Raw genomic sequence first — 13,717 nt, 5'->3', positions numbered from 1 at the left:
TGCAAATTTATAATTTATTGTTTATATTTGTAATAATTACAAAAACAAGAAAACCGAGAAGCAAGGCCCGTAACACCCCAGAACTGCCCTTTGTTTTTTGGTAAATTTGGAAAAAACAAGGACTTTTTGAATAAGGATGCAAAGAAGGTAAAGCATGATTGTCAAGGAAGAATGGGATGGCTTCGTAGGCCAGCGCTGGAAAGAGGACATCAACGTCCGCCTGTTTATCCAGAAGAACTACAAGCAATATGACGGGGACAAGTCGTTCCTCGTAGGGCCGACAGACGCTACAAACAAGCTCTGGAACAAGGTCCAAGACTTACAGAAGCAGGAGATTGCGAAGGGCGGCGTGCTCGACATGGACACCGACGTGGTTTCCAGCCTCACGAGCCACAAGGCAGGCTACATCGATGACGCCATGAAGGACCTCGAAAAGATCGTGGGCCTGCAGACGGACAAGCCCCTGAAGCGTGCGTTCATGCCGTTCGGCGGCATCAAGATGGCCGAAGAATCGTGCAAGAACTACGGCTACACGCCGAGCGAAGAACTGCACCACATCTTCACGGACTACCACAAGACGCACAACCAGGGCGTGTTCGACGCGTACACCCCGGCCATGCGCGCGGCCCGCAAGGCGCACATCATCACCGGGCTTCCGGACACCTACGGTCGCGGTCGAATCGTGGGCGATTACCGCCGAGTGGCACTCTACGGCATCGACTACCTCATCGAGAAGAAGATGGCCGACAAGGCCCTCACCGACGAGACCGACATGTCCGAAGAAGTCGTCCGCCAGCGCGAAGAACTCGCCGAACAGATCAAGGCGCTCCAGGGCATGAAAGAAATGGCAAAGATCTACGGCTACGACATCTCGCAGCCCGCGAAGACCGCCCGCGAAGCCGTGCAGTGGCTCTACTTCGGATACCTCGCCGCCATCAAGACACAGAACGGCGCCGCCATGAGCGTGGGTCGCGTTTCCACGTTCCTCGACATCTACATCAACCGCGACATGCAGAAGGGAATCCTCACCGAAGAGGAAGCCCAGGAACTCGTCGACCACTTCGTGATGAAGCTCCGCATGGTGAAGTTCGCCCGCATCACGAGCTACAACGAACTCTTCAGCGGTGACCCGGTGTGGGCGACCCTCGAAGTCGCAGGTATCGGCCAGGACGGCCGCCACATGGTAACGAAGACGGACTACCGATTCCTCCACACGCTCGTGAACATGGGCCCCTCGCCCGAGCCGAACCTCACCGTGCTCTACAGCCCGCGCCTGCCCGAGAACTTCAAGAAGTTCGCCGCCGAAATCTCGGTGAAGACAAGCGCTATCCAGTACGAGAACGACGACACGATGCGCCCCATCTGGGGCGACGACTACAGCATCTGCTGCTGCGTGTCCGCCACGCAGACCGGCAAGGAAATGCAGTTCTTCGGCGCCCGCGCGAACCTCGCGAAGACGCTCCTCTACGCCATCAACGGAGGCAAGGACGAAGCGATTTGCAAGGGGCAGCAGATTGGCCCCGAGTACCCGCCCATCACGAGCGAATACCTCGACTACGACGAGCTGGTGCACAAGTTCGACCTCTACCTCGACTGGCTTGCCCGCCTGTACGTGAACACGCTGAACCTCATCCACTACATGCACGACAAGTACTACTACGAGGCAGCCGAGATGGCACTCATCGATACCGACGTGCGCCGTACGTTCGCGACCGGCATTGCAGGTTTCAGCCACGTGGTCGACAGCCTCTGCGCCGTGAAGTATGCAAAGGTGAAGGTCATCCGCGACAAGGAAACGGGCCTCGCCCAGGATTTCCAGATCGAAGGCGATTTTCCGCGTTACGGAAACGACGACGACCGCGCCGACGATATCGCCGTGTGGTTGCTCAAGACGTTCATGGCGAAAATCCGCCAGAACCCCACGTACCGCAAGTCCGAGCCGACAACCAGCATCCTCACTATCACAAGCAACGTTGTCTATGGCAAGGCGACTGGTACGCTCCCAGACGGACGCAAGGCAGGCGAACCGCTCTCCCCGGGTGCGAACCCGAGCTACGGAGCCGAAAAGAACGGCCTGCTGGCAAGCCTCAACTCGGTGGCGAAACTCCCCTATGAATACGCCCTCGACGGCATCAGCAATACGCAGACCATCAACCCCGCCGCACTCGGAAGCAATGACACCGAACGCACGGAAAAGCTCATGCAGGTGCTCGACGGCTACTTCGGCAAGAGCAGCCACCACCTGAACGTGAACGTATTCGGCATCGAAAAGCTGAAGGACGCGATGGAACACCCGGAGAAGGAAGAATACCAGAACTTCACTATCCGCGTATCCGGCTATGCGGTGCGTTTCATCAAGCTTACGCGCGAACAGCAGCTCGACGTGATTGCCCGCCAGGCTCACGGCGTGCTGTAATAACGCTTATCGCAATTATCAGGAAGCCCCCGAAAGGGGGCTTTTTTCGTGCAAACAGATTCCGGTTTGCAAAAACGGGAAGGCAATCTCGCTACAGCTCTATCAGCACGCCAATCTGCAAGAAGGCGTACCCGTGCCCATCGTGGTTGAGAAATTCGTAACCGCCCATGACCAGGATGGAGGAATAGTCGCCGTTCTTGATATCAACGCCGCCGCCTGCCCGCCAGAACATCTGGTGGCGCTCGCCTATCATGTATCCGACATCGCCCGTCGCAACCGGCATCACCTGCCGCCCAAAAGGAAGGCGCATCCAGAGACTACCGGAAAGAGGGACATAGCCCACGTTATCAAGCTCCTGGTAACCGCCGCCAAAACCCACAAAGAGCATCTGGTCGATAGGATACCACAGGTGCCCGTAAAAGCTCATGTTGAACTTCGAGAGTTCACTCACATGGTTTACAACTCCACCCTGAACATCCATCGTGAAGGCGTTCGCCGGAATCGCGGCAAACGCAATCGCAAACAAAATAGCAGTCAGGAATTTTTTCATAAGCTACTCGTCGCTGCGGGCTTCACGAGCCCAGCCGCCGCTCTTTTCGCGGGAGAACGAAAGGAAGAACCCCTTGAGGAGAGCGAAATTCATCGACATGAAATAATAGGCGCTGGGTACGGCCTTAGTGACGCAAATGAGGAACGCGAGCACAAGGAGACCGAACGACACCTGGTAAAACAAGCCCAAGGGTAGCAGCAGTGCATTCAGCACGAACAGGAGGATAATGATATGCGGGGAGAACCAGCGCAGAATCTTGTGCGAAAAGAAGAGGTAGGCAAGCAGCGGTCTGAACGGGTTCAGGAGCGGCAGGTAAGAAAGCAGGTAGTTGAAGTTCGCCCGCCCAATACGCACCTTGCGGCGGAACTCGCCGCTCCCTTCCTTCGACGTCTGCTCCGTTCCGATGGCGCTCGCGACAAACGTGCAGAAATAACCTTTCTGGAGAATCTTCGTCGTAATGAAGAAGTCGTCCATGACGCTCTTCTTTACGGGCAGTTCCGTATAGAGTTCCCGGCGAATGGCGTAGAGGGCGCCGTTACCGCCGATGAGCCGATCCAGGATCCCCTCGAATTTCTTGATTTCGGATTCCAGGTCCCAGTACGAACTTTCGCCCTGTCCAAGCATGGTCCCGCTCTTGTCCGAAAGAATCAGGTGACCGCAGGTGCAACCGATTTTCTTGTCCTTGAAGGGTTCCACCAACTTGCGGACCACGTTCGGGAAAAACATCGTGTTCGCGTCACAGAATACAAGGATATCGCCCTTCGCAATTTTCTGCAGACGGTTGAGCATCGCCGCCTTGCCCGCGTTCTTCGGCGCCTTCACGAGGGTAATGCCCTTGTCGGCGTAGCGCGCGACAATCTCCGCGGTGCGGTCGGCAGAGCCATCGTCGCCAATCAGCACCTCGAGTTTTTCCTTGGGATAGTCGATTTCGAGGATATTCTGGATTTTCCTCTCGATGACGCCTTCCTCGTTGAACGCAGATATGAGGAGCGAGACATTCGGCAATTCGAAATGTTCGTCTATGTGGCGACGGCGGCGTTTGAACAGTTCACTCACGAACGGGAGCGTCACCGGGAATATCCCGTAACAAAGCGCAAGCAAGAAGAACAGCACCCAGTAGGCAACCTGTATGTAAAAAAGGACCTGTTCGTTCATCGCTTGCTCCATTCCTCTTCCTTCGCCAAAAACTGGTACAGGAGAGACTGCATTTCCTGCGGACTCATGGAATCCGTCACTGTCAATATAGAAAGCCCCTTGGGAGCGAGCAGCACGAACGACGGCAAAGTGCTCAATTCCCACACCTGGGTCATGCAATCCTTCACAATCTTATGCTCGCCGTCACACGCAATCTTTTCCTTGGATTCCACGTCAAGCTTCACCGCATAGAACTTGTCGTTCAGGAGAGAGGCGACCGTCGAGTCGGAATAGACGTTCGCATCCATGACTCGGCAAGGGAGACACCAGTCCGCATACAGGTCCACGAAGATGAGCTTCGGATTCTGTTTCGCCTTTTCGAGGGCCTTGGAATAGCTCATCCAATGGACTTGGGGCTTCTGCATGGGCACGGCCGACAATGCCGGAACCGAAGGGACCAGCAGAACCGCACAGACGAGGCCAGCGATGGAGAGGCGGCGCGGGCTCACTTTTTCTTCCCCTTTTTCTTGTCATCCTTGGGCTGTTTCGGAATCCCAAGCAGGGAATCGACATGTTCCACCACGGCCTGCTGGAACGGGACCCAGCTTTCGGGATTTTCAAGCACCTTGTCGCAGGCAGCCGCAAACGACTCCGTGTCGTAGCCGTATTTCTGAAGGATAGTCCGGCGCGCCAGTCTCACGTTCGGAGCCTCCTTGCCATAGGCCTGTTCGGCCATCCGCACCTCGACGAACGCCTTCACCAGTTTCTTATCGACCGAAGGGGCATCGTCGGAGCAGCCCGCCAGGAGCGCAAATGCGCAGCATAGAGGAACAAGGAATTTTCGCACCGGCAACGCCATCGCAATCCGCTCCGTCAGTTTTTCTCTTCCAGCGCGTTCTCGAAAAGGCCTTCCACGTATTCGGCCTTGCTGAAGGGCACCAGCTGGTCGATGCGCTCGCCCATGCCAATCCAGCGGATGGGAATCTGGAGCGAACTTGCGATGCTGAGCACGGCACCTCCACGCGCAGTCCCGTCGAGCTTGGTGACCACGAGGCCCGTCAGGGGGAAGCTCTGGTTGAAAATCTTCGTCTGGTTGATGGTATTCTGTCCGGTGTTCCCGTCTATCACGAGCCACATGTCGTGCGGAAAATCCGGGTTCACCTTTTTCACCACGCGGACTATCTTCTTGAGCTCTTCCATCAGGTAGTCCTTGTTGTGCAGGCGGCCGGCGGTATCAATCAGCACCACGTCGCACCCGCGGGCGACGGCGGCCTGGCACGCGTCAAACGCGACGGCTGCCGGGTCACTCCCTTCCTGGTGCTTCACGAATTCTGCACCGCTACGCTCGGCCCAAGTTTCCAGCTGTTCGATGGCCGCGGCGCGGAACGTGTCGCAGGCCGCAATCATCACCTTCTTGCCTTCGCCTATCCAGCGGGCGGCGAGCTTGCCAATCGTAGTCGTCTTGCCGGCGCCGTTCACGCCAATCACGAGAACCACGTGCGGCTTGCCCTTGAGTTCAAACAGCGGCGGGTCCTTCAATAAGCGCTCCGCCTCGCTCCGCATGATGTCGAGCACCTGCTCGGTGGTGAGCGACTTGCCCAGCGCCTGTTCACGGAGGGCATCCGTCAGCAGGAACGCGGCTTCCACGCCCACGTCTGCCTTGATCAGGTGTTCCTCGAGTTCCTCGAGCGTGTCGTCGGTAATCTTGCCCGCGCCGACAATGCCCTTGAGTTCGCCCATGAGGGCGTCGCGCGTCTTTGCAAGACCGCTCTTGATGGCAGAAAAAAGTCCCATTATACCAAGCTCTCGACCTTGTCGACCAGGCCGTAGGCCTTGGCCTCTTCGGCACTCATGAAGTTGTCGCGTTCGGTGTCGCGGTCGATTTCCTCGATCGTGTGGCCCGAGGTCTCGGCAAGGATCTTGCCCGTGATGCCGCGGATACGCAGCATTTCTTCGGCCTGGATCTGGATGTCGCTCGCGGGAGCCACAATCTCGCCGTGAATGAGCGGCTGGTGAATCATGATGCGGGCGTTCGGCCATGCGACGCGCTTGCCCTTCGCACCGGCAGTGAGGAGGACCGCCCCCATCGAGGCAGCCTGGCCGCAGCAGACCGTAACCACGTCGCTCTGGATGGCGTTCATGCAGTCGTAGATGGCGAGACCGCTAGAAATCACGCCGCCCGGGCTGTTGATGAAGAACACGATGTCTTCGTGGTTCAGGGAATCCAGGTACAGAAGCTGCTTCACGATGCGTTCGGCGCTCTCGTCATCGACACCGCCCCACAAGAAGATGCGGCGTTTGGAAGCGAGGAACTCTTCCGCCTTCTTCATCATTTCCGGAGTCTGGTTTTCTTTCTTTTCGTTGCAATCGGCCATAATAAATCCTTTTTGTTCGGGTATAATTTAGAAATTTCATTTTATTATCGTCCCGGAAGCACGGATTGTAAAGCGCCAAATTCCTATATTTAACGCATGCCCGCGAGCAACGAAAAAATCCTGGTCGGCCTCATCGGCCCCGAAGTCCTCTCCGCCATCGAAGAAGACTCCATGAACCCCGTGTTCCTGGACATCGAGGCATGCAACGCGCTCGAAATCCGCTACGACTTCTTTCCCGAAAAGGAATGGCCCGCGCTTTCAAGGCGCGTGAAGAAGATTGCCCCGGGCGCCATGCAGGTAGGCACCATCCGCCTGGAACGGGACGGCGGCAGGTTCCCCGACAAGGACGCGTACTCGCGCATCCCGCTCTGGTCAAAGATTCTTGCCGAAGGCGATGTGCCCGAATGGCTCGACCTGGAGCAGGACTGCCTGTACGACTTCAAGAACCTCAAGAATCTCGCCGACCTCCGCAAGACAAAGATTCTCGTATCGCAGCACAATTTTTTGCGCATTCCGAACCTGCAGGAACTGGACGACTTCGCCCGCGACTGCCTGCGCATGAAGGCCGACGGCCTGAAGATTGCCGCCATGAGCAACAGCGAAACCGACTGCGAGCGCCTGTACAAGTTCGCGCGCATCCATTCGCAGAATTTCGAGCTCTTCGCCGCGTTCGGGATGGGCGAAACGGGCAAGGCGAGCCGCATCTGGTCGCTCAAGGAGGGGGCGAACCTCACGTACGGGTCAATCGGGCAGGCGCAGGCCCCCGGCCAGGTGGACGTTGCGCACATGGAAAAGGCCATCAAGGCGCTCGAAGACCTGAATTCGCCTTTCGAAACTGCAGATTTGCTGTCAAAATTCTAATAATTCGACATTTCGGCCCCTCTTCGCAGGGTCCAAAAATTATTTTATGAATACAATCTCGAAATTTGTGTTAAATTTTTCTAAAATATAAGTTTGGTGGGATAGAATAAGGAAAAACAAAATGCGACTTTCTGAAAGATTCGTAGACAACTGCATCTTGATCAACTCCGCGAGCAAGACGAAGGAGGACATCCTCAACGAGCTCGTCGACACGCTCTGCAGCGCCTACAAACTTGAACACCGCGACGAGATTTTCGAAGCCGTCTGGAACCGCGAGCAGAGTCGCTCCACCGGTATCGGTTGCGGGCTGGCCGTCCCCCATGCAAAGATCGACTACGTAGACCGCATGTGCATGGTGGCCGCCACTGTCGAGAACGGTCTCGACTTCGCTTCCTTCGACGGCGAACCGGTCTACCTGCTCATCCTCATCGTGAGCCCGGGCAACACCGTGGGCCCCCACCTCAAGGCGCTGTCTTCCGTGAGCCGCCTCCTGGCCGACGGCAACGTGCGCAAGGACCTCATCGCCGCCAAGACCCCGGCCGAGTTCCTTACCATCCTCCGCGGCGCCGAAGACAAGTACCTGTAGTCACCCCTTGACAAGGTCAAGCACCTTTTTTATATTTGCGCTACCATTTTGGACGGTTAGCTCAGTTGGTTTAGAGCGCTGCTTTCACACGGCAGAGGTCACTGGTTCAAATCCAGTACCGTCCACTCGAAGAGGTCCGGCATCGTCCGGGCCTTTTCCGTTTCTGTTTTTTTTATCTTATACACCCCGGACACGCAACGCACCGTTGCATCCGCGCATCTAAATGGCATGAACAACAGAAAGGCTATCATTCTCGCGACCCTCATGACGGCAACCCTCGCCCAGGCCGACACCTGGACGCTTGACGCATGCCTCAAGCAGGCGAAGGAAAAGAGCCTCTCGCTCGAGACCGCGAAACTCCGCGAACAACAGGCCGAAATCAACATCAAGCAGGCAAGCATCGGCAACCGCCCCACCGTTTCGGCCAGCATCCAGAACACGCTCTACGACCACCCCTTCGTCCACAACGAAGACCACTACCGCCTGAGCCTCGGAATTTCGGGCTCGTACACGCTATGGGACGGCGGGGTGAGCGGCGCCACCGTCGAAGTGAACCAGCTCAAGAAGCAGTCCGCCGCACTCGCCACAAAGCAGACCGAACGCAGCATCCAGGAAGGCGTGCTGAACGCCTACATGAGCCTGCTCGCCGCACAGGAGAACCTTCGTACCGCAGACGCATCCGTGGAACTCTCGCAGGCGGAATTCGAGCACTACGGCAAGCTTTTCGAGGCGGGCTCCATCACCAAGAAGGACCTCACGCAGAGCCAGTCCAACGTGTTGCAGAAGCAGGTGGCGCAACTCTCGGCGCAGCTTGCGGTAAGTACCGCGAAAACATCGCTCCGGCAGCTGCTGGAACTGGGCGACGACGCCGAATTCGACATCTCCGCACCGGAATCTTCCATCGCCTCCCCCGATTCTCTCGAACCGCTACCCGCGCTCGCCGACCTCAAGAAGGCGGTCAGGGAGCAGCACCCGGGCCTCAAGTCCGACAGCATCTCGGTTCGCGCGGCGAAGAAGAACACCGAGGTCGCGGGCAAGGGAAGTTCCATCACGGTAACGCTCGGGGCAAACTCCAGCACGGGCCTCCAGGCTTGGGAGTCGGGCGCATACGGCGACCAGCTCAAGTACGGCTGGCAGAATTCCGTATCGCTCGGCATCAACATCCCCATTTACGACGGTGGGTCCACAAGCAACAAGGTGCTCCTCGCGCAGGTCAGCGAATCGGAAGCGCAGCTCGGCATGCAAGAGACCGCAAAGAACCTCGAGAACAACATCGAGAAGCTCTACCTGAACGCGGTGAGCGCCGACATGCAGTGGAAGGCGGCAATACTCCAGGTGGAAGCCGAGAACGAGGCGCTCCTGGTGGCCGAGGAACAGCGGAACGCTGGCGCCCTCACCTACACCGACTACCTCACCCAGAAGAACAACCTCGAGAAGGCGCAGGTGACGCTCGTGAACGCGAAATACACAAGCCTGCTCGCCCGTAAGGTGCTCGACCTGTACCAGGGCAAGCTGGACTAGTTCCAAGGCACCGAAAAAAGTTCAGGAACGCCGGAAAAAGCGGCGTTCTTTTTTTCATGTTTTTCTTTTTTTCGCGTTTCGATTCTCAAAATAGCGTGGACAATTTATCCATAAACTAAAATTTACATGCAGTGGATTTAAACATAAATATGGGTAGATTTGAGGGTGGAGTATTGGGATATTCTAAAAAAAGGAGAGTTGAAGATGAAGAATCTTCTGGTTATTGGAGTAGCCCTCGCGGTATCTGCCGCATCCGCATACACCCTAAGCGGCACCGTCACCGACGGTAGTATAAACGGCCCCGCCATCAGCGGAGCCAAGGTCCAGCTTCTCAAGGAGAACAAGACCGCGACAACAGATGCGGAAGGCAAGTTCACCATTCACGAAGACGAACAGGATACAATTACCCCGCCGCCCGACGCGCTGCACCCCATGCAGGCCCCCGGCTACATCAGCATCAATTCGGGAATCCTCTCTTACTCCCAGAACGGGGGCAACCCCATCCAGGTCAAGATTTTTGACGCCATGGGCAACAACGTGTTTGGCCAGACCCTCTATGGCGCAGGCCAGGTGGACCTTTCCTCCGGAGTGAAGGCGAAAGGAACCTACTTTGCGAAGGTTTCCATGGGCAGCGTGAAGCAGACCATCCGCTTCAGCGCAAACGGAACCTACACCAATTCCTTCGATAGCAAAGGCCGTGCCCTGCTGAAGGAAGTCCAACCGGGAGAAAAACTCATCATCTCCGCCGACGGCTACGACACGCTCTCCATGGCGCTCAGCACGCTCGACACGAATCTCAACATTTTCCTCAACAAGATAACCAGCGGCGAAGAACAGTTCACCTTCGGCTACGCCCTGAAGAACGAACCGCGTCCGAGTAAAGGTTGCGGCACGACGTCAAAGCTGCAGAAGACCAAGAGCGTCGAAAACGGCGACCGCTTCGAAATGAGAGTGGGCAGCGACAACCGCGAATACTTCATCACGCTACCGAAGAACTACGACAACAAGAAACCTTACAAGCTGCTCTTCGCCATGCACTGCATGGGCTCTAACGCCGAGGACTTCGTCCACCACTATCCGGACCAGGACCATCCGTCTCCGTACTACGGCCAGCAGAAGCTTGATACGGAAGGCAACTACATCTTTGTCGCCCCGCGTGGCGATACCGATGGCATGCCGTGGAGTGTCAGCAGCGACAAGGACCACAAGTTCATTGACCAGCTGATTACGACTCTCGAAGAGAATTACTGCATCGATACCACCCGTATCTTCATGACGGGCTTCAGTTTCGGCGCCATGGTCACCAACTCCATGGCCCAGGACATGCAGCACCGCCTGCGCGCCGTGGCCGTGTATGCAACGGCCGACTACAATATCTACCTGCCGCAGAACAAGGGCAAGCCTATCGCCTGGATGGCCGTGCACGGCAAGAACGACGGCACCTGCCAATACAACCGCGCTCGTGACAGTGCACTCAAGCGCATCCTCAAAAACAACGGTAAGGCCGATGCAGATGGCAACTTCACCGATGCCAGCGCAGAAAAGCCGAAGGAAGTCGGCGGCGCCGGCCACCTCTGCTATGATTTCACAACCGTCGACGAACGCTTCCCGGTCAAGTTCTGCAGCTGGAACGGTCAGCACCAGTGGACCGCCTACGACAACGGCAACTGGCAGAACACCTGGGTGCCCGAAGAAGTCCGCAAGTTCTTCGAACAGTTCTAAAGAGTACCTCCATAACCAACCCAAGCGGTCCCCCTTCATCGGGGGGCCGTTTCTTTATCCCTGTAAATTTGTTTTTGTAGACAATTCATCCATGAATAGGGCGGGCGAGCACACGACATTTCATATGTCACGATTTAGATTAGTTTATTGCAAGGTGTAGTTCCTAATAGTTTTTTGGGAAAAGGAGTGTTCATGACAATCAAGGGTTTCAGTCTTTTCACGGCAGCATGCCTCTTCGCATTCTGCGGGACCGTTTCTGCATATACCGTATCGGGAACCGTTTCCGATGACCAGGGCAAAGCCATCAAGGGCGCCACAGCGAGCCTCCTCAAGGAAGGCAAGACCGCTACGACCGACGACCAGGGCAAGTTTACCATCCACGAGGACGAGGAAACGGGAATCAGGCCGGTTACAGGCGCCACCGCCGGCTACATCGGCATAAGCAACGGAATCCTCTCTTATGCGCAGAGCGGCAGCAAGCCCGTCGAGGTCATGATTTTCAACTCGCTCGGAAACCGGGTGTTCGCCCAGACCCTCTATGGCGCAGGCCAGGTGGACCTCACCTCCGGCGTGAAGGCCAAGGGCACGTATTTCGCCAAGGTGACCCTGGGAAGCGCGACACAGACCCTCCGCTTCAACGCGAACGGCTCCTACACCAATTCCCTCGACAGCGAAGGCCGCGCCCTCCTGAAACAGGTGCAGCAGAGCGAATCCATCCGCTTCGTGGCCGAAGGCTTCGACACGCTCACGGTCCCCCTCGGCACTCTCGACACCACGCTCGATGTCAAGCTCGTAAAGACCGCACCCCAGTTCAAGTTCGGCTATGCAATCGGTAACGACCCCACGCCCAGCAAGGGCTGCGGCTCCAATTCCAAGCTGCAAAAGGTCAAGAGCGTCGAGAACGGCGACCAGTTCCAGATCCGGGTAGGCAGCGACAACCGCACCTACTTCGTCACCCTGCCCAAGAACTACGACAACAAGAAGCCGCACAAGGTGCTATTCGCGCTGCACTGCTACGGCAGCAAAGGCGAAGACTTTGTGCACCACGACCCCGACTACGACCACCCCACGCCCTACTACGGCCAGCAGGTGCTCGACAAGAACGGCGACTACATCTTCGTCTCTCTCGATGCGATTGGCGGCCTATGGAGCAAGGGCCAGGCCGACCATGACTTTTTCGCCCAGACACTCACCACCCTGAACGAGAACTACTGTATCGACACGAGCCGCGTGTTCATCACCGGGTTCAGCTACGGAGCCATGTTCAGCTACTCGCTGATGCAGGACATGCAGAGCCGGGTCCGCGCAGCGGCCACCTACGCCGTGGCCGACTACAATATTTGGCTGCCCGAGGGTAACGCGATGAAGAACCTGCCTATCGCCTGGATGAACGTGCACGGCGTGAACGACGACCGCTGCGACTACAACCGCGCCAAGAACAGCGCACTGCCGAGAATCCTGAAGAGGAACGGCAAGGCCGATGCGAACGGCGACTTCACCGACGCGAGCAGCGAAAAACCGCAGGAAATCAGTGGGAACACCGGCCACGTGTGCTACGATTTCAAGAAAGTGGACGAACGCTTCCCCGTCAAGTGGTGCAGCTGGCCCGGAAACCACCAGTGGACCGCCCACGACACGGGCAACATGAGCATCGGCTGGAACTGGGAACAAACCTGGGTGCCCGAAGAAGTCCGCAAGTTCTTCGAACAGTTCTAAAGAGTACCTCCATAACCAACCCAAGCGGTCCCCCTTCATCGGGGGGCCGTTTCTTTTTTACTTCTGCGACTTTTCAAAATGATAAATGCCGGCGTTTCGCACGTGAAACCGGCATGTTTTTTTATGAAATAGGCTGCCATGGTTTTGGCACGGCTTTAGCGCAAAACTGTCGATTTTCTTCGAAAAATGGCAGATTTTCGTTTCCGGATGCATCAGTCACCCGTTTTGGCACGGAGTTCGCTTATAGTAGTGCGAAGACAAAAAACAATGGGTTCCCGCCAAAAGGGCCCGCAACAAAAGAGGTAAAATTATGATCAACGCACAGATTCTCCCGACCGCATTCTATGGCATCCAGAACTTCCTTGACAACTTCAACGCCGAAGCCGCCAAGGGCGAATGCACCTACACGCCGAAGGCCGACTACTACGAGACCGAAAACGGGTTCGCATTGGAAGTCGAGCTCCCGGGCGTGAAGAAAGAAGACATGGACATCCAGGTCGAAAAGAACATCATCACCGTCAAGGCGACGCGTGTCCGCAGCAAGGACGAGAAGTTCACCTTCGAGCGCAGCTTCCGCTTGGCCGACGACATCGACACCGAGAACATCAAGGTATCGCTCGAAAACGGCATCTTGAAATTCGACTTGTCGAAGAAGGCCCAGGCCGCAGCCCGCAAGCTGACCGTCGGCTAATCGATTAAGAATGTACTCCAATCGTTGTTCTCCTTAGAGGGCTCCCGGTTTACGCCGGGAGTTCTTTTTTTGGACTTTCGCGCACGAATTTTGTATATTCACATGAGAAAATGGAGATGCCCTGTCATCCTGGAGGCCAAAGGCC

At 56.5% G+C, this 13,717-nt stretch carries 13 protein-coding genes and 1 tRNA gene; 8 read left to right on the top strand and 6 right to left on the bottom strand.

From position 1 onward, the window contains the following. Positions 1–154: 154 nt before the first annotated feature. Positions 155–2,416, top strand: a complete 2,262-nt coding sequence (gene pflB / locus B2952_RS07990; RefSeq protein WP_173382905.1) for a formate C-acetyltransferase — start codon at positions 155–157, stop codon at positions 2,414–2,416. A gap of 91 nt (positions 2,417–2,507) precedes the next feature. Here the strand turns inward: pflB and B2952_RS07985 are convergent, their stop codons facing one another. The 6 genes from B2952_RS07985 to B2952_RS07960 are packed head-to-tail and all read right to left on the bottom strand — an operon-like array spanning position 2,508 to position 6,475. Continuing rightward, on the bottom strand, positions 2,508–2,966 hold the full coding sequence (locus B2952_RS07985; RefSeq protein ID WP_290733293.1) for a hypothetical protein: 459 nt from the start codon (positions 2,964–2,966) through the stop codon (positions 2,508–2,510). Between the two features lie 3 nt (positions 2,967–2,969). After that, positions 2,970–4,121, bottom strand: coding sequence for a glycosyltransferase family 2 protein (locus B2952_RS07980; protein WP_173366089.1), 1,152 nt, complete (start codon positions 4,119–4,121; stop codon positions 2,970–2,972). After that, complete coding sequence (locus B2952_RS07975) at positions 4,118–4,609, bottom strand: thioredoxin family protein (protein WP_290729864.1); 492 nt, start codon at positions 4,607–4,609, stop codon at positions 4,118–4,120. Before B2952_RS07975 ends, B2952_RS07980 begins: the two co-directional genes overlap by 4 nt. Then, on the bottom strand, positions 4,606–4,947 hold the full coding sequence (locus B2952_RS07970; protein ID WP_290729862.1) for a hypothetical protein: 342 nt from the start codon (positions 4,945–4,947) through the stop codon (positions 4,606–4,608). Before B2952_RS07970 ends, B2952_RS07975 begins: the two co-directional genes overlap by 4 nt. 26 nt (positions 4,948–4,973) lie before the next feature. Then, positions 4,974–5,894 carry a signal recognition particle-docking protein FtsY gene (gene ftsY, locus B2952_RS07965; protein WP_290729860.1) on the bottom strand — a complete coding sequence of 307 codons (921 nt, stop codon included), beginning with the start codon at positions 5,892–5,894 and terminating at the stop codon, positions 4,974–4,976. Continuing rightward, a complete protein-coding gene (locus B2952_RS07960) occupies positions 5,894–6,475 on the bottom strand; it encodes an ATP-dependent Clp protease proteolytic subunit (protein ID WP_072809322.1) in 582 nt (193 codons plus the stop codon). The genes ftsY and B2952_RS07960 overlap by 1 nt, the downstream gene beginning before the upstream one ends. Positions 6,476–6,571: 96 nt before the next feature. On the opposite strand from B2952_RS07960, the gene B2952_RS07955 reads away from it, so the two are divergent. The 7 genes from B2952_RS07955 to B2952_RS07925 all read left to right on the top strand — a co-directional run bounded on the left by B2952_RS07955 (position 6,572) and on the right by B2952_RS07925 (position 13,572). Beyond that, a complete protein-coding gene (locus B2952_RS07955) occupies positions 6,572–7,336 on the top strand; it encodes a type I 3-dehydroquinate dehydratase (RefSeq protein ID WP_173381142.1) in 765 nt (254 codons plus the stop codon). A 121-nt stretch (positions 7,337–7,457) separates the two neighbouring features. Beyond that, positions 7,458–7,922, top strand: coding sequence for a PTS sugar transporter subunit IIA (locus tag B2952_RS07950; RefSeq protein WP_173366093.1), 465 nt, complete (start codon positions 7,458–7,460; stop codon positions 7,920–7,922). A gap of 50 nt (positions 7,923–7,972) precedes the next feature. Then, a tRNA-Val gene (locus B2952_RS07945) sits at positions 7,973–8,047 on the top strand. A gap of 103 nt (positions 8,048–8,150) precedes the next feature. Beyond that, complete coding sequence (locus tag B2952_RS07940) at positions 8,151–9,443, top strand: TolC family protein (RefSeq protein WP_290729858.1); 1,293 nt, start codon at positions 8,151–8,153, stop codon at positions 9,441–9,443. Between the two features lie 204 nt (positions 9,444–9,647). Further along, on the top strand, positions 9,648–11,165 hold the full coding sequence (locus tag B2952_RS07935) for an esterase (RefSeq protein ID WP_290729856.1): 1,518 nt from the start codon (positions 9,648–9,650) through the stop codon (positions 11,163–11,165). Positions 11,166–11,357: 192 nt separating this feature from the next. Then, on the top strand, positions 11,358–12,881 hold the full coding sequence (locus tag B2952_RS07930; protein ID WP_290726102.1) for a T9SS type A sorting domain-containing protein: 1,524 nt from the start codon (positions 11,358–11,360) through the stop codon (positions 12,879–12,881). Positions 12,882–13,191: 310 nt separating this feature from the next. Then, entirely contained in the window at positions 13,192–13,572 is a 381-nt protein-coding gene (locus tag B2952_RS07925) for an Hsp20/alpha crystallin family protein (RefSeq protein ID WP_173381139.1), read from the top strand. Positions 13,573–13,717: the final 145 nt, after the last annotated feature.

The organism is Fibrobacter sp. UBA7003, assembly GCA_002449765.1.
Taxonomy (GTDB): Bacteria; Fibrobacterota; Fibrobacteria; order Fibrobacterales; family Fibrobacteraceae; genus Fibrobacter.
This window is presented reverse-complemented; position numbering and strand designations above follow the sequence as displayed.